General features: G+C 61.1%; 17 protein-coding genes. 3 read left to right on the top strand and 14 right to left on the bottom strand.

Features of this window, described 5'->3' with window-relative positions; genetic code table 11:
* Window positions 1–13 precede the first annotated feature (13 nt).
* From ACU680_RS08005 to ACU680_RS07995, 3 genes are all read right to left on the bottom strand, one after another.
* The gene (locus tag ACU680_RS08005; RefSeq protein WP_027614342.1) at window positions 14–1,729 is read right to left on the bottom strand and encodes a proline--tRNA ligase; all 1,716 of its coding nucleotides are present in this window, start codon (window positions 1,727–1,729) and stop codon (window positions 14–16) included.
* A 129-nt stretch (window positions 1,730–1,858) separates the two neighbouring features.
* Window positions 1,859–3,418: an AmpG family muropeptide MFS transporter gene (locus ACU680_RS08000; protein WP_448179168.1), complete on the bottom strand. Its 1,560-nt coding sequence runs from the start codon at window positions 3,416–3,418 to the stop codon at window positions 1,859–1,861.
* Between the two features lie 43 nt (window positions 3,419–3,461).
* Window positions 3,462–3,815 (bottom strand): MGMT family protein, encoded by a 354-nt coding sequence (locus tag ACU680_RS07995; protein WP_400759575.1) that lies wholly within the window; start codon window positions 3,813–3,815, stop codon window positions 3,462–3,464.
* A 165-nt stretch (window positions 3,816–3,980) separates the two neighbouring features.
* Here ACU680_RS07995 and ACU680_RS07990 point away from each other — a divergent pair, with 165 nt between their 5' ends.
* A complete protein-coding gene (locus tag ACU680_RS07990) occupies window positions 3,981–4,988 on the top strand; it encodes a DUF481 domain-containing protein (RefSeq protein ID WP_007961919.1) in 1,008 nt (335 codons plus the stop codon).
* A gap of 144 nt (window positions 4,989–5,132) precedes the next feature.
* On the opposite strand, the gene ACU680_RS07985 is transcribed toward ACU680_RS07990, so the two are convergent.
* Window positions 5,133–5,342, bottom strand: a complete 210-nt coding sequence (locus ACU680_RS07985) for a cold-shock protein (RefSeq protein ID WP_002554837.1) — start codon at window positions 5,340–5,342, stop codon at window positions 5,133–5,135.
* Window positions 5,343–5,695: 353 nt separating this feature from the next.
* Between ACU680_RS07985 and dcd the strand changes: the two genes are divergently transcribed.
* Both dcd and ACU680_RS07975 read left to right on the top strand, forming a co-directional pair.
* Entirely contained in the window at window positions 5,696–6,262 is a 567-nt protein-coding gene (dcd, locus tag ACU680_RS07980; protein WP_003222308.1) for a dCTP deaminase, read from the top strand.
* A gap of 103 nt (window positions 6,263–6,365) precedes the next feature.
* Window positions 6,366–6,572, top strand: coding sequence for a hypothetical protein (locus ACU680_RS07975; protein ID WP_003222309.1), 207 nt, complete (start codon window positions 6,366–6,368; stop codon window positions 6,570–6,572).
* Window positions 6,573–6,618: 46 nt separating this feature from the next.
* Here the strand turns inward: ACU680_RS07975 and pdeM are convergent, their stop codons facing one another.
* From pdeM to ACU680_RS07925, 10 genes are all read right to left on the bottom strand, one after another.
* Window positions 6,619–7,275 carry a ligase-associated DNA damage response endonuclease PdeM gene (gene pdeM / locus ACU680_RS07970; RefSeq protein ID WP_448179167.1) on the bottom strand — a complete coding sequence of 219 codons (657 nt, stop codon included), beginning with the start codon at window positions 7,273–7,275 and terminating at the stop codon, window positions 6,619–6,621.
* Window positions 7,272–9,761: a ligase-associated DNA damage response DEXH box helicase gene (locus ACU680_RS07965; RefSeq protein ID WP_448179166.1), complete on the bottom strand. Its 2,490-nt coding sequence runs from the start codon at window positions 9,759–9,761 to the stop codon at window positions 7,272–7,274. The genes pdeM and ACU680_RS07965 overlap by 4 nt, the downstream gene beginning before the upstream one ends.
* A 171-nt stretch (window positions 9,762–9,932) precedes the next feature.
* The gene (locus ACU680_RS07960) at window positions 9,933–10,697 is read right to left on the bottom strand and encodes an ABC transporter ATP-binding protein (protein ID WP_123586990.1); all 765 of its coding nucleotides are present in this window, start codon (window positions 10,695–10,697) and stop codon (window positions 9,933–9,935) included.
* A gap of 13 nt (window positions 10,698–10,710) precedes the next feature.
* Window positions 10,711–11,829 (bottom strand): succinylglutamate desuccinylase/aspartoacylase family protein, encoded by a 1,119-nt coding sequence (locus ACU680_RS07955; protein WP_448179165.1) that lies wholly within the window; start codon window positions 11,827–11,829, stop codon window positions 10,711–10,713.
* Between the two features lie 11 nt (window positions 11,830–11,840).
* Window positions 11,841–12,551, bottom strand: coding sequence for an ABC transporter permease (locus ACU680_RS07950; protein WP_367083466.1), 711 nt, complete (start codon window positions 12,549–12,551; stop codon window positions 11,841–11,843).
* Window positions 12,548–13,276 (bottom strand): ABC transporter permease, encoded by a 729-nt coding sequence (locus tag ACU680_RS07945; RefSeq protein ID WP_003222319.1) that lies wholly within the window; start codon window positions 13,274–13,276, stop codon window positions 12,548–12,550. The genes ACU680_RS07950 and ACU680_RS07945 overlap by 4 nt, the downstream gene beginning before the upstream one ends.
* A 57-nt stretch (window positions 13,277–13,333) precedes the next feature.
* The gene (locus ACU680_RS07940) at window positions 13,334–14,116 is read right to left on the bottom strand and encodes a transporter substrate-binding domain-containing protein (RefSeq protein WP_003222321.1); all 783 of its coding nucleotides are present in this window, start codon (window positions 14,114–14,116) and stop codon (window positions 13,334–13,336) included.
* A 387-nt stretch (window positions 14,117–14,503) separates the two neighbouring features.
* Window positions 14,504–16,192: an ATP-dependent DNA ligase gene (locus tag ACU680_RS07935; protein WP_448179164.1), complete on the bottom strand. Its 1,689-nt coding sequence runs from the start codon at window positions 16,190–16,192 to the stop codon at window positions 14,504–14,506.
* Window positions 16,189–17,223, bottom strand: coding sequence for a ligase-associated DNA damage response exonuclease (locus tag ACU680_RS07930; RefSeq protein WP_367083469.1), 1,035 nt, complete (start codon window positions 17,221–17,223; stop codon window positions 16,189–16,191). The genes ACU680_RS07935 and ACU680_RS07930 overlap by 4 nt, the downstream gene beginning before the upstream one ends.
* Before the next feature lie 266 nt (window positions 17,224–17,489).
* Complete coding sequence (locus ACU680_RS07925) at window positions 17,490–19,940, bottom strand: penicillin acylase family protein (protein ID WP_448179163.1); 2,451 nt, start codon at window positions 19,938–19,940, stop codon at window positions 17,490–17,492.
* Window positions 19,941–20,243: the final 303 nt, after the last annotated feature.

Below are 20,243 nucleotides of genomic sequence, written 5' to 3'. Positions count from 1 at the left end.
TCTCTATCTGGATTCAGCGGCGGATACGGGCCTGAAGGAAGGACAGCACATCGGCGACCGGCAGCGCTTGCGCTTCGGCCTCGGTGCGGCTCTTGTATTCCAGGTTGCCTTCGGCGAGACCGCGGTCACTGACCACGATCCGGTGAGGAATGCCGATCAGCTCCATGTCCGCGAACTTGATGCCCGGGCTGGTTTTCTTGTCGCGATCGTCCAGCAGCACTTCGAAACCGGCCGCCGTCAGTTCTGCGTACAGCTTGTCAGTGGCTTCGCGCACCTGCTCGGTTTCATAACGCAGCGGTACCAGAGCGATCTGGAACGGTGCCAGGGTGTCGCTCCAGATGATGCCTTTTTCGTCGTTGTTCTGCTCGATGGCGGCAGCGACCACGCGGGATACGCCGATACCGTAGCAACCCATTTCCAGGGTGACCGGCTTGCCGTTCTCGCCCAGTACTTCGCACTTCATCGCCTTGCTGTACTTGTTGCCCAGCTGGAAGATGTGCCCGACTTCGATGCCGCGCTTGATTTCCAGGGTGCCTTTGCCGTCCGGGCTTGGGTCACCGGCCACGACGTTACGCAGGTCAGCCACGGTTGGAACCGGCAGATCGCGCTCCCAGTTCACGCCGAAGTAGTGCTTGTCGTCGATGTTCGCACCGATGCCGAAGTCGCTCATCAGTTCGACCGAGCGGTCGATGATGATCGGCAGCGGCAGGTTCAGCGGGCCGAGCGAACCGGCGCCGGCGCCAATGGCGTCACGCAGTTCGGCATCGGAAGCCATGACCAGCGGGCTGGCCACGCCTGGCTGATTGGCAGCCTTGATTTCGTTGAGCTCATGGTCGCCACGGATGATCAGGGCAATCAGCTTGCCTGGCTCTTCGGCGTGGACGATCAGGGTCTTGATGGTCTTTTCAATCGGCAGATTGAATTTTTCCACCAGCGCGGCAATGGTCTTGGTGTCTGGAGTGTCGACCAGGCGCAGCTCTTCGGCCGGCGCTGGACGCGAGGTTTCGCGTGGCACGGCTTCGGCTTTCTCGATGTTCGCCGCGTAGTCGGAGCCGTTGCTGAAGACGATGTCGTCTTCGCCGGATTCGGCCAGCACGTGGAATTCGTGGGAGCCGGCGCCACCGATCGAACCGTTGTCGGCTTCAACCGGACGGAATTTCAGGCCCAGACGGGTGAACACGTTGCAGTACGCCTGATGCATGCGGTCGTAGGTGACCTGCAGCGAAGCCTGATCGGCATGGAACGAGTAGGCGTCCTTCATGATGAATTCGCGGCCGCGCATCAAACCGAAGCGTGGGCGGATTTCGTCACGGAATTTGGTCTGGATCTGGTACAGGTTGATCGGCAGCTGTTTGTAGCTGCTCAACTCATTGCGCATCAGATCGGTGATCACTTCTTCGTGGGTCGGGCCCGCGCAGAAGTCGCGACCGTGGCGGTCTTTGATGCGCAGCAACTCAGGGCCGTATTCTTCCCAGCGTCCCGATTCCTGCCACAGCTCGGCCGGTTGGGTGCTCGGCATCAACACTTCAAGAGAGCCGGCAGCGTTCATCTCTTCGCGAACGATGGCTTCAACCTTGCGCATCACCCGCAAGCCCATCGGCAGCCAGGTGTACAGGCCCGAAGCGAGTTTGCGGATCATGCCGGCGCGCAGCATCAGCTGGTGGCTGACGACGACCGCATCGGAAGGCGTTTCTTTCTGTGTGGCGAGCAAAAATTGACTGGTGCGCATGGTTGGCCGTTGTCGGTTGCTTTGACTGGAAATGACGGAGCAGTGTACCGGCGAGATTTGCCGACGTACAGGATTGCGCTCGGCGGTGAGGCGCTACGGCGGGAATCCTCCCGCCGTAGCTGAAATGTCCTACGACTCTTCGACGACGGAGGTTGGTGCAGGCTCTGGCGTTGGCGTCGGTCCCGCACGGCGATTTTCCTGGAACCAGTGCAGGGCGATCAGCAGCAGTGTCGGCACGCCGAGCAGTGCGGTGATCATGAAGAAGCTGTGGTAGCCGAACTTCTCGACCATCACCCCTGAATAGCCACCCATCAGGCGTGGCAGCAACAGCATGATCGAACTGAGCAGGGCGTACTGGGTGGCCGAGAACTTCAGGTTGGTCAGGCTCGACAGGTAGGCGACGAACGCCGAGGTCGCAAGCCCTGAACTGAAGTTGTCGAGGGAAATGGTGACCACCAGCATCTTCAGGTTCGGCCCCATATCGGCGAGCATCACGAACAGCAGATTGGTTGCCGCCGAAGCCGCGCCACCGATGAACAGGATCGGCAGGATGCCGAAGCGCACGATCAGCAGACCACCCATGCCGGCACCGACGAGGGTCATGATCAGGCCAAAGATCTTGCTGACGCTGGCGATCTGGTCCTTGGTGAAGCCCTGGTCGATGTAGAACACGTTGGCCATCACGCCCATCACCGTGTCGGACATCCGGTAGGTGGCGATCAACCCGAGCAACAACAATGCCTGCCAGCGGTAGCGCAGGATGAAATCGTTGACCGGCGTCAGCACCGGGGCCAGGCCGCGACGGCCCATGGTCGACAGGCACAGACCGGTGAGCAGGGTGTAGAGAATGGCGCGCAGGAAGGCGCGGTCTTCGAGCAGCAGGTCGAGCGGGCTCATGGTGCCGAACAACACGCTGGCGAAATCGGTGTTGTAGAGCTGGGTAAACATCGCCGGAACTGACACCAACAGCACGATCAGTACGAATACCGAGGCCAGTTGATGCACGAAGCTGTAGCGACCGGCCTGCAGTTGCGTGCGCAGTGGCACCGGCGGCTCGCGCATTAGCAGCGAAGTCAGCAGGGCAGGGACCATCAACACGCCGAACAGGGCGTAGGTGCCGGTCCAGGCCGAATGTTGATAGTTGAAGCCGGTGGAGCCGAAACCTTCGGCGAAGAACAGTGCGCCCGCCGTGGCCAACAGGGCGGCGACGCGATAGCCGGACATGTAGCTGGCGGCCAGCGCGGCCTGACGGCTGTCGTCGGCGATTTCCAGACGATAGGCGTCGACCGCAATGTCTTGGGTCGCGGAGGCAAAGGCGACGATGACGGCAATGGCGATCAGCCAGGACAGGTGTTTCTGTGGGTCACAGAAGCCCATGCCGATCAGGCCAAGTATCACCAGAGTCTGCGAGAGCACCAGCCACGAACGGCGGCGGCCCAGCTTGCCCAATAAAGGCAGGCGCCATTGGTCGAGCAGCGGTGACCAGACCCATTTGAAGGCGTAGGCCAGGCCGATCAGGCTGGCGTAGCCGATGGTTTCACGGGCAACGCCGGCCTCACGCAGCCAGACGGAAAGCGTCGAAAACACCAGCATGTACGGCAGGCCGGCAGCAAAACCGAGCAACAACAGCACGAGCGTCGAGGGACTGGCATAGGCGGCGAGCGCGGCGCGCCAGGTTTTACGGGGCATGGGCTGAAGTCTGCCTCAAGATTGCGAAAACAAAGCGCGCACTCTAACCGCTGTGCTCTACCGGACGCCAGCCATGGCGCTGAATATCCACACGATTGTTCAGGACGGTGACGCCTTCAGAGCGTAATCGTGCCCGTTGTTCGTCCCCCGAGGGGCTGCCCAGCGGCAGACTGATCCGACCGCCGGCACCCAGTACCCGGTGCCACGGCAGTTTGGTATCTCCGGGTAATTGGCTCAGGGTCCGACCGACCCAGCGGGCGGCACGCCCCAGCCCTGCGAGTTCAGCCAACTGACCATAGCTGACCACCTTGCCTTCAGGTACCTGGGCAAGGGTCGAATAAAGCGCCGTGCGTCGGATTTGCGCCTCGCTTTCATCGGGATGGTTCGGCTCTTTCACCTGCGCGATTCCTGAATATCAGTCGTGTGGATGGGCTTTAGCGTAATCGCTCGTTGGCCAGATGAGAAATGAACTCAATGGAAATCGCCCGGTCAGTCCTTGTCAGGGTCTTATTCCCACGGATAATGCCGACCTTTTTCGCAAACTTGAGCCCTCGATCCGCTTATGTTGTCCAGAACCTTGCTGTGCCTTGCTGTCTTCAGTGCCTCCACGCCGCTGCTTGCCGATACCGTCTGGTTGAAAAACGGTGACAAGTTGAGCGGCAAGATTTCCGTTTTCGATGGCGGCAAATTGCTGATCCAGACCCAGTATGCAGGTGCGGTCAGCATCGACTGGAAAGAGGTCAAGACCCTGCAAAGCGATCAGGAGCTGCTGGTCAAACAGGACGCCTACAACGGTGAAAAAGCCAAGTCGCTGACCGCTGCCGATGACGGCAAGGTCACCCTGGCCAATGGCGAAGCGCCGAAAACCGTCGAGCTGGCAAGCATCCAGCAGATTCTCAAGCCGAAACCGGTGGTCGAGGATCTGGTGTGGAAGGGTAACGTTGGCCTGGCGCTGGATTATCAGCGTGCGGAAAAGGATACCGACGACTACGACATCGACTTCAAGACCACCGCGCGCCATGGCCGCTGGAGGCACACCGCCGAGGGCGAATACAACCGCGAAGTGCAGGACGAGCAGGTCACCACCAATAACTGGCGCGCCGAATACGCACTCGACCGTTTCCTGACTGACAAGTGGTTCTGGCAGGGTCGCCTGAACTACAAGCGTGACTACGTTGAAGAGCTGTCGCGTCAGCGTGTGGTCGGCACCGGTCCGGGTTACCAGTTCTGGGATGACGAACTGGGCGCGTTCTCGCTCGGCTCGCTGCTCAACCGCACCGATTACGAGTACAGCGATGGCGGCAAGGACAACTTCTACTCGGTCGCCATGAAGTGGGATTACAACCGTTACCTGATTGGCAAAAAAGTCGAGTTCTTCACCAATGGCGAACTGGGCAAGCCGCTGTCTGACGTAGCCAACTACGCGCTGGATGCCGAGATGGGCTTGCGCTACAAGGTCACCGACTGGGCCTCGCTCAACCTCAAGGCCGAACGCGACATCATCAGTGGTACCAAGGACGCAGATTTGAACAAGACCCGCTATACCGCAGGGTTTGGCGTGGCCTGGTAAGGCGCAAACAAAAGATCGCAGTCTGCGGCAGCTCCCACAGGGGGACTGTCGCGGGCTGCGATCTTTTTTTGCGCATGGAAAAACACGCGCCCACAAAAAAGCCCCGCTTTTGAGGGCGGGGCTCTTTTCTAAAGAAGCTACAAGTTAGATAACTTGTACTTCTTCAGCTTGCATGCCTTTCTGACCGCGGGTAGCGATGAAAGAAACCTGTTGGCCTTCTTTCAGGCTTTTGAAGCCGTCGGACTGGATAGCTTTGAAGTGAACGAACAGGTCGTCACCGGATTGTGGAGTGATGAAGCCGAAGCCTTTTTCATCGTTGAACCACTTAACGGTACCGGTTTGGCGATTAGACATGGTGTAACTCCTTGAACAAAGATAACTGCGACTCAGGAAGAACCCTGGCCGAGACTGAGTGCAAAGAGCAGGAAAAATTCTTGTAGATGGTTGGATCGAAATTCAACATATCGTGTAGAGATTCTCAGTGACACAAGCAACACAGTGGCGCCACCTTAACCCTTTTTCCGGAACGTGCCAATGTTTCTTGCGAAGGTTTCTCTGTTTTAGGGATCGACGGTGTGACGGTTCGTCGCCAGGGCCTGTATTTCCAGGGTGTTCGGCGAGAATTGCAGCGCGGACTTTGAACCCGGCGGCGCGCCCGGTAAGATGCCGGACAGATTTTTTCCACCTCGCTATTCAGGACACCCGCCATGAGCATCAAATCGGACAAGTGGATTCGCCGCATGGCGCAGGAACACGGCATGATCGAGCCCTTCGTCGAGCGCCAGGTGCGCGGCAGCGACGACAGCCGTGTGATTTCCTACGGTGTGTCGAGCTACGGCTACGATGTGCGCTGCACCAACCATTTCAAGGTGTTCACCAACATCAATTCGGCGATCGTCGATCCGAAGAACTTCGATGCCGGCAGCTTCGTCGACATTCACAGCGATGTCTGCATCATTCCGCCGAACTCCTTCGCCCTCGCCAGCACCGTCGAATACTTCCGCATTCCGCGCAACGTATTGACCATCTGCCTGGGTAAAAGCACCTACGCGCGCTGCGGCATCATCGTTAACGTCACCCCGCTCGAGCCTGAGTGGGAAGGCCACGTGACGCTGGAGTTCTCCAACACCACCAACCTGCCGGCGAAAATCTACGCCAACGAGGGCGTGGCGCAGATGCTGTTCCTCGAATCCGACGAGCAATGCGAAGTTTCGTATAAGGATCGCGGCGGCAAATATCAGGGCCAGCGTGGCGTGACCCTGCCGCGTACCTGATCCATCCGGCAGTTCGCGGGAATTCTTTGGCGGGCAGACACTCTATGGGGTGTACTGCCCGTTTTTGCTTCTGCCAAAGCGGGCCTTCGCCGAGGAGGGTTCCATGAAGATCGATCCGCATATCACCGCCGAACTGGCAAGGCTTGAGCCCAATCAGGTTGGCGTTTTGGCCTGGTCCTTGTTGGCCCACCCGCTGAACATGGCCGGCGGGATTCCCGGTCAGCCTGATCCCGACACCCCCAACGAACAACCGACCGAACCGGGCGAGCCAACGCTGCCGGACGAGCCACCACCCGCGCCAGTGGCCTGAGCCGCTACCCCATGAATGGCCAGTCAGCTGAGGTTTGCCAAAGACCTCAGCTGACTGGCCATATTTCCTCGTCGCCGATGACGAAAATCCTGCAGGCGTGGTCTTTCTCCACCGGATAGCCGCCGGTAAACGCGCCAAACGCCGGCAACAGGCTCAAACGTTCGCCCAGCCGGAAACACGCCAGGCGCAGACTCTGCCGCCCCTTGCCGTTAAGCCGATAGACCGGGTGCACGTGCCCGGCCAGCACATGCCGTTCGGGGTGCGGGTCGGGTTCGTGTTGCAGGGCAAACGGCCCGAGCAGCATCGGCTCAGGCACTACCCTGATATGCAACGACAGGGGCGGGTCCCCGGCGCGTTTGTCGTGGTTGCCGCGAATCAGGGTCATCGGCAGATCGGCGTGACGTGCGCGCCATTCGGCCAAGGCATTCAGTGTGCCCGTCGCATGCGAACCGGGGCCGTGCAGAAAGTCACCGAGGAAAATCAGCTGCCGACAGGGCAGTTTCGCCAGCAAGCGGTCGAGCACTTCGATATTCGCCGTAGTGGTGCCTTGTGGCACCGGTTGGCCGAGGCTGCGATAGGCCGCAGCCTTGCCGAAATGCACATCGGCGATCAACAGCGCTTGCTGCGCCGGCCAGTACAGGGCCTTTTCCGGCAGCAGCCAAAGTTCTTCGCCGGCCAGCCGTACCGGATAGGCTGCACTCATGAGGCTTGACCCTTGTCGGCGGATTTCTCCAGATCGCCGACCATGCGTCGGATGCGGTCGGCGAGTTTTTCCGAACTCATGCTTTCGCGCATGCGCTCTACCAGCAGCGGAAAGCCCAGCGGTGTAGGACGTTTGATCAGGCGCATGTCCAGTTTCATCCGGTTGATCCGCTCCAAAGTCTGTTCCAGACGACGAATATCCAGTTCTTCGCGCAGGACTTCTTCCCCGGCCTGGGCCAGCAGCAGGTTGTCGGCGTCGTACTGCTTGAACACTTCGAAGAATAATCCGCTGGAGGCCTGCACCTGGCGGGTACTTTTCGGCGCGCCGGGATAACCGGCGAACACCAGCCCGGCGATCCGCGCGATTTCGCGAAAGCGCCGCAACGCCAACTCCCCGGCATTGAGGCTGGCCAGCACGTCGCGCAGCAGATGCTCGGGACTGAGCAGCGCCGCATCGAGTTGCTCGAACCAATCCACCGGCGTGGCGCTAAGCAACTCCAGGCCGTAATCATTCACCGCAATCGAGAACGTCAGCGGTTGACGCTGACTGACGCGCCACGCCAGCAGGCTGGCGAGCCCCAGATGCACCTGGCGCCCCGCAAACGGGTAGAGGAAAAGGTGCCAGCCCTCGCGGGATTTCAGTACCTCTGCCAACAGACTGTCAGAGGTGGGCAGACCCGACCAGCGTGCCTGGGTTTGCAGCAATGGTTGCAGCGCCTGCATTTCCGGGCCGACGAACTCCCCGCGCGCTGCCGCCGTGAAGCGGCTGACCACGGCGGCGGCCAGTTCGTTGGAAAGCGGCATACGCCCGCCATTCCAGCGCGGCACGGCGGCTTTTTTCGCGGTGCTGCGTTTGACGTACGCGGTCATGTTCTCCACCCGCACCAACTCCAGCAGGCGCCCGGCAAAGAGAAAGCCATCGCCCGGTTTCAGCCGCGCGATAAAACCTTCCTCGACGCTGCCCAACTGCTTGCCACCGCCACCCTTGCTCCAGAATTTCAGATTGATGCTCGCGTCGCTGACAATGGTGCCGATGCTCATGCGATGACGGCGTGCCAGCCGCGCATCGGGCACACGCCAGACGCCGTGTGCATCCGGTTCGACCCGGCGGTAATCCGGATAGGCCGTCAGCGACATCCCGCCATGACGTACGAAAGCCAGCGCCCAGGCCCAATCTGCCAGTGTCAGGTCACGATAAGCCCAGGCACCACGCACTTCTTCGTACAGCTCCTCGGGAATAAAGCCACCGCCCAGCGCCATGCTGACCAGATGCTGCACCAGCACATCCAGCGGTTTGTGCGGCGACAGACGCGGTTCGATGAGTCGTTGCGCCACGGCGTCGCCTGCAGCGGCGGCTTCGATCAGTTCCAGGCTGTGGGTCGGCACCAGCGTCACTCGCGAGGTGCGCCCAGGCGCGTGACCGGAGCGTCCGGCGCGTTGCATCAGCCGCGCCACGCCTTTCGCCGAGCCGATTTGCAGCACCCGCTCCACCGGTAAAAAGTCCACGCCCAGATCCAGGCTCGAGGTGCAGACCACGGCTTTCAACTGCCCGTCCTTCAACGCTTGCTCGACCCAGTCGCGGGTCTCGCGGGACAGCGAACTGTGGTGCAACGCGATCAGCCCGGCCCAGTCCGGCCGCGCTTCGAGCAATGCCTGATACCAGATTTCCGATTGTGCGCGGGTATTGGTGAACACCAGGCTGCTGGCGCAGACGTCCAGTTCGGCAACGACCTGCGGCAGCATCTTCAGACCGATGTGCCCGGCCCACGGAAATCGCTCGATGGCCGGTGGGATCAAGGTGTCGACCTTGAGTGATTTTTCGCTCTGGCCCTGCACGCTGATGCCGCCACCCTGTGGGATCAGCACCTGTTCGGCGTGGGCTTGATTGCCGAGGGTGGCGGACACACCCCAGACGATCAGCTCGGGTTGCCAATGGCGCAGGCGGGCGAGGGCCAGTTGCAGCTGTACGCCGCGTTTGTTGCCGAGCAGTTCGTGCCATTCATCGACGACGATCATGCGCAGGCTCGACAGCGCGGTTTTCGCATCGGCACGGGCCAGCAGCAGGGTCAGGCTTTCCGGGGTGGTGATCAGCGTGGTCGGCAGGCGCCGGCCCTGACGCGCACGTTCGGCGCTGCTGGTGTCGCCGGTACGCAGGCCGATGCTCCATGGAATCTGTAAATCAGTGACCGGCGCTTGCAAGGCGCGCGCGGTGTCGGCGGCGAGGGCGCGCATCGGCGTGATCCACAGCACGGTCAGCGGTTCGCTCTGGGGTTTGCGTTTGCTGGTCGTTGCACTTGGCGGCACAACGCGGGCGAAGCGATTGAGCGCGGCGAACCACACTGCATAGGTTTTACCGGCGCCGGTGCTGGCGTGGAGCAACCCCGACTGACCTTGTTTGACGGCGGCCCACACCTGCTTTTGAAAGGCGAACGGCTTCCAGTTGCGTGCGCTGAACCAGGTTTTTGCGAGGTCGGGGAGTTTCGCCATGCCGGCTGCGCGCTCTGAAGGTGTTCCTTCAGTGACCGCGCCGGCATGCGAAAGGTTTAATCACACCGCAATCCCCCAATGTAGGAGCTGCCGCAGGCTGCGATCTTTTGATGTTGCCTTTCAAGATCAAAAGATCGCAGCCTGCGGCAGCTCCTACATTGGGGATTCGGGTTACTTGAGGTTCCCGCTGAGGAACTGCTTCAGCCGTTCGCTTCGCGGATTGCCCAGCACGTCTTCCGGCGCGCCTTCTTCTTCCACCAGGCCTTGATGGAGGAACAACACCTGGCTGGAGACTTTGCGGGCAAAGCTCATTTCATGGGTCACCATGATCATCGTCCGGCCTTCTTCAGCCAGACCCTGAATCACCCGCAGCACCTCACCCACCAGCTCCGGGTCGAGCGCCGAGGTCGGTTCGTCGAACAGCATCACTTCCGGCTCCATCGCCAGCGCCCGGGCAATCGCTACCCGCTGTTGCTGGCCGCCGGAGAGAAATGCCGGGTACTGATCGGCCACCCGCGCCGGCAGGCCAACCTTGTCCAGGTAACGGCGGGCGCGGTCTTCGGCTTCCTGCTTGCTGCAACCCAGCACCCGGCGCGGGGCCATGGTGATGTTTTCCAGCACGGTCATGTGGCTCCACAGATTGAAGTGCTGAAAGACCATCGCCAGTCGCGTGCGCAGGCGTTGCAGTTCATTCGGGTCGGCGACGTGCATGCCATGGCGGTCGGTGACCATGCGGATCGCCTGGCCATCAAGGCTCATGGCGCCATCGTTGGGTTGTTCGAGGAAGTTGATGCAGCGCAAAAAGGTGCTCTTACCCGAGCCGCTGGCGCCGATCAGGCTGATCACGTCGCCGGTCTTGGCCTTGAGCGAAACGCCTTTGAGTACCTGATGGTCGCCATAGCTTTTGTGCAGACCTTCAACAGTCAATTTGTACATGGGACAGACATCCTCAAGGCGAAAGTAGGTAGCCGCTGCGATAGGCTTCGGCGCCCGCCACGTGGGCGATTACCATGCCGGCAGTGGCCATGCGCCGCAGCGAGCGGGCGTACAGCAGGCCGGCGGCAGTGCAATGAATGGGGGTGACCCGGTCGTGGATCGGATCGATGATTTCGGCAATCTGTTGTCCGGCTTGCAGGTATTGCCCGGCCGTGGCGGTGTACACCAGCAAGCCGCCTACCGGCGTGGTCACCGGTTCGACACCGGCCAGCGGCGTGGCCGGGAAGGGCAGGGGCGGCTGCGGCTTGGTCTCGCCGACGATCGCATCGAACTGGATCAGGTAATCGATCAAGGCCTGGCAGTCACGGCTGGCCATTGGGTGATTGACGTCACCCTGGCCGCGCAACTCCACGGTCACCGAAAAACTGCCCAGCGGAATCTCGAAGTGTTCGCCGAAGCGTTCCTGCAGTTGCCACCACAGCAGGGTGAAGCATTCGTCGAACGATTGGCCGCCTGAGTCGGTCGCCAGCAGACTGGCCTGGGCTTCGATGTAACGCGCCAGCGGCTCGACCTGCGGCCACGCCTCGGGGGTGGTGTAGAGGTGAACCACGGATTCGAAATCGCAATGCAGGTCCAGCACCATGTCGGCGTCGCACGCCAGCCGTTGCAGGGTCAGGCGCTGGGATTGCAGCTGCGTGCCGGGCGTTTGAAGGGCGAGCGCGTTGCGCAGGCTGGCGCGGATCAGCTCAAGGTTGCGCTGCGGGTCGTCGCTCAGCTTGCCCTCGATGTCGTTGCCGATTTCTTCGCTGAGGTCGACGAACCAGCGATTGAAATTCTGCCCGCTCTCCATCTCGTAGCGGCCCAGCGGCACGTCCATCAGCACTTGTTCGAGGCCGACCGGGTTGGCCACCGGCACCAGCACAATCTGGCTGCGCAGGCGCCCGGCGGCTTCCAGCTCCGCCAGTCGCTGCTTGAGGTGCCAGGCGACGAGCATGCCGGGCATTTCGTCGGCATGCAGCGAGGACTGGATGTAGATCTTGCCTTGGGCCTGCTCCGGGCCGAAGTGGAAACTGTGGATCTGTCGAGCGGTCCCCGGCACCGGGGCCAACAGGTCATGGATCTGGTGTCGCATTACAGGTTTTCCTAGTGGGTCGGCCCGAGGAAGGCCAGCCATCGGCGTTCGGCAAGGCGGAACAGGCCGACCAGCGCAAAGGTAATGGTCAGGTAGATCAGCGCGGCGATGCCGAACGACTGAAAGGTCAGGTAGGTCGCCGAGTTGGCGTCCCGCGCAACTTTCAGGATGTCGGGGATGGTCGCGGTGAAGGCCACGGTGGTCGAGTGCAGCATCAGGATCACTTCGTTGCTGTAATACGGCAACGACCGGCGCAGCGCCGAAGGCATGATCACGTAGGCGTACAGCTTCCAGCCGGTCAGCCCGTAGGCCTTGGCCGCTTCGACTTCACCGTGATTCATGCTGCGGATCGCCCCGGCGAAAATCTCCGTGGTGTAGGCGCAGGTGTTCAGGGCGAACGCGAGGATCGTGCAGTTCATCGCATCGCGAAAGAAACTGTCGAGCAACGGCTGCGCACGCACGGCGGCCAGGCTGTAGATGCCGGTGTAGCAGATCAGCAACTGGATGTAGAGCGGCGTGCCACGGAACAGGTAGGTGTAGAACTGCACCGGCCAGCGCACATAGAAATGCGGTGAGACCCGGGCAATCGACAGCGGGATCGACACCAGAAAACCGATGAAGATCGAGGCGCTGAGCAGCCACATGGTCATCGCCAGACCGGTGATGTTGTTGCCGTCGGTATAAAGGAAGGGTTTCCAGTATTCCTGCAGGAGTTCGATCATCGTACGGCCTCCCGGGCACCGGCGGCGTAACGACGCTCGAGCCAGCGCAGGATGACGTTGGATGCACTGGTGATCAGCAGATAGATCAAGGCGGCGAGTACCAGGAAGTAGAACAGTTGATAGGTGCTTTTACCGGCGTCCTGCGCGGCTTTGACCAGATCCGCCAGACCGATGATCGACACCAGCGCGGTGGCCTTGAGCATCACCATCCAGTTGTTGCCGATGCCTGGCAGGGCGAAGCGCATCATTTGCGGGAACACCACGAAGCGAAAGCGCTGGCCACGTTTGAGGCCGTAGGCGGTGGCCGCTTCGACCTGACCGCGCGGTACGGCGAGGATCGCCCCACGGAAGGTTTCGGTGAAATACGCGCCATAGATGAAGCCCAGGGTGATCACCCCGGCGGTGAAGGAGTCGATTTCGATGTAGTCCCACTCCATGACATCGGTCAGGGCGGTCAGCCAGGTTTGCAGGCTGTAGAAGATCAACAGCATCAGCACCAGATCCGGCACCCCGCGAATCAGCGTGGTGTAGAGCTGGGCAGGCAGGCGCAGCAGTTTGGATTTCGACAGTTTGGCACTGGCGCCCAAGAGGCCGAGCAACACGGCCACCAGCAGCGACAACGCCGACAATTTGATGGTCATCCAGGTGCCTTCCAACAGCAACGGACCGAAGCCCTTGAGGCTGAAGGCGGAGAGCCCCAGATTTTGTAAGAGGTTTTCGAACATAAATCAGCAACCTGAGCGGATGGAAAAGGCGCCCATCGACTGATGGGCGCCAGGGCATTATTTACCGCTGTACAGATTCAGATCGCCAAAGTGTTTCTTTTGAATCTCGGCGTATTTGCCGTCATCGTGTAACGCTTTGATACCTTTATCTAAAAGCGCCTTCAGCTCTTTGTTACCTTTCTTAATACCGACAGCGGTTTTGGCTGGCAGCAATTCGCTGTCGACCGGCTTGCTGACTTCGTAGTTGGCGCCATCCGGCGACTTCAAAAAGCCCAGTTCGGCTTGCAGCATGTCCTGGATCGAGGCGTCGAGACGGCCGTTTTTCAGGTCGGCGTAGACCTGATCCTGGTTGGCGTACGCCTGGATTTTCACCCCGGCCTTCTCCAGCACAGCCTTGGCGTAGGCTTCCTGAATGGTGCCTTGCTCGTAACCGACCGATTTGCCCTTGAGGGAGGCGACGTCATCGCTCAGGCCGGAACCCTTCTTGAACACGTAGGATGTCGGGCCGGAGAACAGTTCGCTGGAGAAGTCGATCGCCTTTTCACGGGCCGGGGTCACGGTCATCGACGAGATCACACCGTCGAATTTGTTGGCGTTGAGGCCCGGAATCATGCCGTCGAAGTCGCTTTCAACCCATTTGCACTTGACCTTCAGCTCGGCGCAGATCGCGTTGCCCAGGTCGATGTCGAAGCCCACCAGGCTGCCGTCAGCCGCTTTCGACTCGAACGGTGCGTAGGAAGGATCAACGCCAAAACGCAGCTCTTTGTATTCCTTGGCCAGCGCGGAGCCGGCAGCCATGCACAACGCCAGTGCAGAAAGGGTCAGCAATGCTTTTTTCATTATTCAATCCCTAAGAACCAATATGAGCGCTTGTGGCGCAGAATTATTGTTACTGCAACGCGTACGACCTATAGAAAGTAGCAATTTCCGAACCAGAGTCCCGAACAAGTGTTTTAAAAGGTTGGGGGAGGGGGGAGGGAGAGGGATTGGTGCACGGGAATGGGCGTTCATTAGCGACTGCACCAACTTGGGTCGATGCATGCATTTTTAAGTAATGTGACGAGCTATTGTGGCGAGGGAGCTTGCTCCCGCTGGAGGGCGAAGCACTCCCCAGGATTTTCAGACAGACCGCATTTTTTGCGACTGCTGCGCAGCCGAGCGGGAGCAAGCTCCCTCGCCACAGGGACTTCATTCAGTTAAATGTTATCGCTGTCCCGGAAAACCCGGTCAGGCCAACAAATCCTGCAACGTCGCCAGACTATCGGCCTCATCCACCGTCTTGTCCTGCCGCCAGCGCAGCATCCTTGGAAAACGCACGGCAATCCCGCTCTTGTGCCGTCGCGACAGGGCGATACCTTCGAAACCCAGTTCGAACACCAGACTCGGTTTGACGCTGCTGACCGGGCCGAATTTTTCCACAGTGGTCTTGCGCACAATGCTGTCGACCTGGCGCATTTCCTCATCGGTCAGCCCCGAATAGGCCTTGGCGAACGGCACCAGCGCGCGTTGGCTGGACTCCGGCGGGCCGTCCCACACGGCGAAGGTGTAATCGCTGTACAGACTGGCGCGCCGACCATGTCCGCGCTGGGCATAGATCAACACTGCGTCGACGCTGAACGGATCGACCTTCCACTTCCACCACACGCCCATGTCCTTGGTTCGGCCCACGCCATACAGGGCGTCGCGGGCCTTGAGCATCATGCCCTCGACCCCCAGGCGCCGTGAGGCTTCACGCTGCCGGGCGAAATCGAACCAGTCGCTGCCGGTCAGAATTGGCGAGGCCAGTAACACCGGATTGTTACCGCGGGCGATCACTTGTTCCAGTTGCGCACGTCGTTCGGCCTGCGGACGGTTGCGCCAGTCTTCGCCCTGCCACTCCAGCAAATCGTAGGCGAGCACCACCACCGGCACTTCTTCGAGGATTTTCCTGTCGAGGGTCTTGCGCCCGATGCGTTGCTGCAGCAGGGCGAAGGGTTGCACCGCCGGTGGTTCTGTCGATTGCGGATCGAAGGCGTCTGCGGTGCTCGGATGGGTGCTTTTCCAGACCACGATTTCGCCGTCGATTACCGTGCCGTCCGGTAACGCGTGGACCAGTGTGTCGAACTCGGGGAAACGCTCGGTCACCAGTTCTTCACCCCGCGACCAGACCCACAGCCGACCCTCGCGCTTGACCACCTGCGCGCGGATGCCATCCCACTTCCATTCCACCTGCCAGTTGCTCGCCGGCCCCAGCAGCCCTTCAAATTCCTCGACCGGTTGCGACAAGGCATGCGCGAGGAAAAACGGGTAGGGCTGGCCGCCACGTTGCGCATGTTCGTCGGCGGACTCCGGCGCGATCAGTTTCAAATAGCTCGCGGCATTCGGCCGGTTCGACAGGTCGGTGTACCCCACCAGGCGCTGCGCCACGCGTTTGCTGTCGAGGCCGGCCATCGACGCCAGAGCGCGGGTGACCAGCAGTTTCGACACGCCGACGCGGAAACTGCCGGTGATCAGCTTGATGCACAGCATCAGGCTCGGCCGATCCAGTTGCGCCCATAGCGCGGGCAGGTGGCGGGCGAGGTACTCCGGGGTTTCACCGCGCAGCGGCAGCAGCTTGTCTTCGATCCATTCGGCAAGGCCGGCTTCGGAGCTGTGTGAATTTTCCGGCAGCACCAGGGAAATCGTTTCCGCCAAATCGCCGACGGATTGATAACTTTCCTCGAACAGCCACGGTTGCAGCCCCGAGACCTCGACGGCCAGTTCGCGCAGGATCCGCACTGGCACCAGTTGGCGTGGGCGCCCGCCGGACAGAAAGTACACCGCCCACGCCGCATCCTGCGGTGCAGCCTGGGCGAAATAGGCTTGCATGGCGGCCAGTTTGGCGTTGCTGGACGTGGTGGCGTCGAGTTCGGCATACAACTCGGCGAAGGCTTTCATGCTTGCACCTCGGCGATCACAGGTTCGGCGGCGATGTTTTCCTCTTCATCGTCGCCGTATTCGGTGTTGAACCCCTGCGCATCCAGACCCTTTTCCCGCAGATGCCGCACCAGCACGCCGATCGAACCGTGGGTGACCATCACGCGTTCGGCGCCGGTCTGTTCGATGGCCCAGAGCAGGCCGGGCCAGTCGGCGTGATCCGACAACACGAAACCGCGATCCACACCGCGCCGCCGGCGGGTGCCGCGCAAACGCATCCAGCCGCTGGCAAACGCATCGCTGAAATCACCGAAGCGGCGCATCCAGGTACTGCCGCCCGCCGAGGGCGGGGCGATCACCAACGCCTGGCGCATGATCGGGTCGGACTTCTTCACATCACCGGCGTAGATCGTCGGCGGCAGGTACACACCGGCCTCGCGGTAAACCCGATTCAGCGGCTCGACTGCACCGTGGCTGAGGATCGGGCCGAGGCTGGCGTCGATGCCGTGCAGAATCCGCTGAGCCTTGCCGAATGAATAACAGAACAGCACGCTGGCCTTGCCCGCCGCAATGTTCGCCTGCCACCACTGGTTGATCTCGTTGAACACCTGCGCCTGTGGCTGCCAGCGATAGATTGGCAGGCCGAAAGTCGATTCGGTGATGAAGGTGTGGCAGCGCACCGGTTCGAACGGCGCGCAGGTGCCATCAGGTTCGATCTTGTAATCGCCGGATGCGACCCAGACCTCACCGCCGTATTCCAGACGCACCTGGGCCGAACCGAGCACGTGCCCGGCAGGGTGGAAACTCAAGGTCACGCCGTGGTGGGTCAGTCGCTGGCCGTAGGCGAGGGTTTGCAGGTTGATGTCCTGACCCAGACGCGCACGCAAAATCCCTTCGCTGGCGCTGCTGGCAAGGTAATGCTGGTTGCCGCCACGGGCATGATCGCCGTGGGCATGAGTGATCACCGAGCGCTCGACCGGGCGCCACGGATCAATATAGAAATCCCCGGCAGGGCAATACAAACCTTCGGGGCGGGCGATAACAAGGTCCATGTCGTTACCAGAATGGAGGGCTTGTTAGCTATGAGGTTGGCGCGAGTCCGGAAGTTCTATCGATTTTAGAAAGCCCCCTCACCCCAGCCCTCTCCCGGAGGGAGAGGGAGCCGACCGAGGTGTCTGGCCAGCTACATCGACCTGAAAGTCCGCGTCGATTATGGATTCGGTGCGGCACGTTCAGGTCGGTGTATTGCGAAAGAACAACTCCGTCAGTCCCCTCTCCCTTGGGAGAGGGTTAGGGTGAGGGGCTTTTGATGTTTGCCTTACTTGCCCGGGGTCAGGGTCAAACGCGTCTTGCCATACACCCGGTCAAAGTTCTGCGGCTGCAGCGGCAAGCCGATGTACTGGCCCTTGAGCCAGGCGTCGATGCCGTTGAGGTAGTTCGGGCTGGCCGGGTTGCCGGACTGACCGGTGCCGTTCTGCCCCATCAGTGGCTCGCTCTGGCTGAAGTCGACGATAAAACGCATCGACGGTGCACGGGTGGTGTTGAAGTCCTGACCCCAGGCAAACGCCGCGGTATTCAGCGTGGTGTGATCGCCACCAGCCGCCAGTGGGCCGCGAACGGTCTGGCCATTGGCGTTTTTCCACGTGTAGCCATGCAGTTTGCCCCACTGCCAGGCCTTGCGATCGCCACCCAACTGACTGTCGCCGGCACTGATCGCCGCCGCCAGACTGCGCGCCAGAATCTGCGCTTTGTCTTCTTTCTGCGGCGTGCGGATGTCATCCCAGAACGGGCTGTCTTCGCGCCCGAGCAGGTGATCGGCCTGCGCTGCGTAGGACAAGTCGCCATTGGCGATAAAGGCTTTCCACGCTGGGCTCGACTCGGGGCCGAGCTCATCGAGGAAGATCTGCTTCATGCTTTCTTGCAGGAACAGTTCATAGATCGCCGCATCCGCCGAGGTCGGGCTGAGCTTGCCGTCAAACGCCATCAACCGCGTGAAGGCCTCGCGAGCCTTGCTGCGATCGGCTTCCGGCAGGGCGTCGATCGCCTGTTTCAGCGGCTGCTTCATGCCCGGCGCTTCAAACATCTTCTTCAGCTTGGCGGCAAACGTCGTGGTCTGGTCATACTGCATGGCGATTACGCTGCGACCGTCCTGTTTGCCGCTGCCGGCCAGTTCTGCCAGACGTTCGCCGCGCTCCGGCGCCGCCCACGAGTTGGACAACTGCATGCCGTAGCCGTGAGGAATGACCCGCTGGTTGGCGGTGCCGAGCCAACCCTGGGTCGGGTCCTGATCGTACGGATGCAACATCGGGTCGGCATAACCGTCCCAGTCGTAACGACCTTCCCAGCCCGGCGATGGCAGCAAACCTTCGCCTTCGCGACGGTTGGGGAAACGTCCGGTGACCTGCCAGCCGATGTTGCTGGCGTCGGCGAATACCATGTTCAGGGCGATGGCGCGGATCTCGCGGCTGGCGTCTGACGCGCGTTCAACGTTCTGCGCACGGGTCAGGTCAAAAAATGCGTCCAGCGATTTGTCATCGGTGAAGCTCGGGGTCTGCAGGGCCAAGCCGAAACCGTTGCCTTGCGCCGCAGCCTGGGCACTGTTGAGCAGCGCGCCGTGGCGGGTTTCATACACGGCTTCGCGAATCGGCCGCTGGCCTTTGACGAAATAGGTTTCGTTGCGCACGCCCAGCGGCTGCCATTTGCCGTTGACCTCGTAGGTCAGGCTGCTGCCCTGACGGCGGATTTTTTCCAGGAACAGGTCCTGATTGTCGCCGAGGACGCTGGTGGCGCTCCACGCGACTTTGCCGTTGAAACCACCGAGGACCATCGGCAAACCGGCAACGGTGACACCGGCAGCCTGATACTTCGGCGCGCGGATCTGCACGAAGGTCCACAGCGATGGCGCTGCCAGTGGGCCATGGGCATCGCTGGCGAGAATGCTTTTGCCGCTGCGGCTGCGTTGCGGGGCGATGGCCCAGTTGTTCGAGGTGCTGGCGCCCAGCAGATTCACCGCCGCCAGTTGCTGGCTGGCGTTGCTCAGTTCCGTCAGGCCGGGGATCTGCCCGTTGAGCTTGAGGCCTTGCAGCTTGTCGGCTTCGGCCAGTGGCAGGTTTTCATCCGGTGCGGACGGGGTCAGCCAGGCGAGTTTGTCGCTGGTCACGGTCTGCGCCAGCACCAGTGAGGAAATCTCTTCCGGCAGGTTGGCCGACTGGCTGAAGTTCAGCAGCGCGAACATCAGCGCCGAATCTTCCGGTTTCCAGTATTCCGGCTTGTAGCCGCTGCTGGCGAGATCGCCCGGCAGTTTATCGGCGTAGCGGAACAGGTAGGCGTTGACGCCCCGCGCATAGACTTCGAAGAAGCGCTTGAGGCGTGGCGAGGAGGCCTTGTACAGCTCGTCGGCGCTCTTCTTCAGGTTGACCGCGCGCATGTAGCGGTCGGCGTCGAGCATCGAAGCACCGGACATTTCCGCCAGTCGGCCCTGGGCCAGCAGGCGCAGGGTGACCATCTGGTTGATGCGGTCGCTGGCATGCACGTAACCGAGGGTGAACAGCGCGTCGTGGAAGCTGTTGCTTTCGATCAACGGCATGCCCATGGCATTGCGTCGCACCGAAACATTCTGCGCCAGGCCCTTGAGCGGTTGCACGCCGGAGGTGGGCGGGAGGGTGTCCTGCGCGTTCCAGGTCTGGCAACCGGACAGGCTCAAGACACCGGTTACTGCTGCGGCAACGCCGAACCGGGGAAGAAAATGTGTGAGGGCTGGCGAGGCCATGGCAAAGCTCCTGCGGGGGTGTAGAGGCTGGGGGCGCAATAAAGCCGCTACGTTAGTGAGCAGGCGGTGGCCGCGCAAGCGGGGCGAGTGGTTATTTCTGTATTTGTCTGACCAACAGTAAATCTGCAGAGATAACAGTGTTTTTGTGGCGAGGGAGCTTGCTCCCGCTCGGCTGCGCAGCAGTCGTTATCCAGACTGCGCATTTTTCTGATAGATCGCGGCGACCACTTTGGGAGCGCTTCGCACTCCAGCGGGAGCAAGCTCCCTCGCCACAACAACGATCCATCCAGATATCAGGATTTC

The sequence above is a fragment of the Pseudomonas sp. LF020 genome (genome assembly GCF_053456425.1).
Note: the sequence above shows the minus strand (reverse complement) of the source record. Positions and strands in the feature narration are given on the sequence as shown.

Excerpts from the sequence above, each read along its gene's own strand:
- ACU680_RS07925 (WP_448179163.1), bottom strand. The coding sequence starts at position 19,940 with ATGGCCTCGCCAGCCCTCACACATTTTCTTCCCCGGTTCGGCGTTGCC.
- ACU680_RS07950 (WP_367083466.1), bottom strand. The coding sequence starts at position 12,551 with ATGATCGAACTCCTGCAGGAATACTGGAAACCCTTCCTTTATACCGAC.
- ACU680_RS07990 (WP_007961919.1), top strand. The coding sequence starts at position 3,981 with ATGTTGTCCAGAACCTTGCTGTGCCTTGCTGTCTTCAGTGCCTCCACG.
- ACU680_RS07975 (WP_003222309.1), top strand. The coding sequence starts at position 6,366 with ATGAAGATCGATCCGCATATCACCGCCGAACTGGCAAGGCTTGAGCCC.
- ACU680_RS07945 (WP_003222319.1), bottom strand. The coding sequence starts at position 13,276 with ATGTTCGAAAACCTCTTACAAAATCTGGGGCTCTCCGCCTTCAGCCTC.
- ACU680_RS08000 (WP_448179168.1), bottom strand. The coding sequence starts at position 3,418 with ATGCCCCGTAAAACCTGGCGCGCCGCGCTCGCCGCCTATGCCAGTCCC.
- ACU680_RS07955 (WP_448179165.1), bottom strand. The coding sequence starts at position 11,829 with ATGCGACACCAGATCCATGACCTGTTGGCCCCGGTGCCGGGGACCGCT.
- pdeM (WP_448179167.1), bottom strand. The coding sequence starts at position 7,275 with ATGAGTGCAGCCTATCCGGTACGGCTGGCCGGCGAAGAACTTTGGCTG.
- ACU680_RS07940 (WP_003222321.1), bottom strand. The coding sequence starts at position 14,116 with ATGAAAAAAGCATTGCTGACCCTTTCTGCACTGGCGTTGTGCATGGCT.
- ACU680_RS07935 (WP_448179164.1), bottom strand. The coding sequence starts at position 16,192 with ATGAAAGCCTTCGCCGAGTTGTATGCCGAACTCGACGCCACCACGTCC.
- ACU680_RS07930 (WP_367083469.1), bottom strand. The coding sequence starts at position 17,223 with ATGGACCTTGTTATCGCCCGCCCCGAAGGTTTGTATTGCCCTGCCGGG.
- ACU680_RS07960 (WP_123586990.1), bottom strand. The coding sequence starts at position 10,697 with ATGTACAAATTGACTGTTGAAGGTCTGCACAAAAGCTATGGCGACCAT.
- ACU680_RS07965 (WP_448179166.1), bottom strand. The coding sequence starts at position 9,761 with ATGGCGAAACTCCCCGACCTCGCAAAAACCTGGTTCAGCGCACGCAAC.
- ACU680_RS08005 (WP_027614342.1), bottom strand. The coding sequence starts at position 1,729 with ATGCGCACCAGTCAATTTTTGCTCGCCACACAGAAAGAAACGCCTTCC.
- dcd (WP_003222308.1), top strand. The coding sequence starts at position 5,696 with ATGAGCATCAAATCGGACAAGTGGATTCGCCGCATGGCGCAGGAACAC.
- ACU680_RS07985 (WP_002554837.1), bottom strand. The coding sequence starts at position 5,342 with ATGTCTAATCGCCAAACCGGTACCGTTAAGTGGTTCAACGATGAAAAA.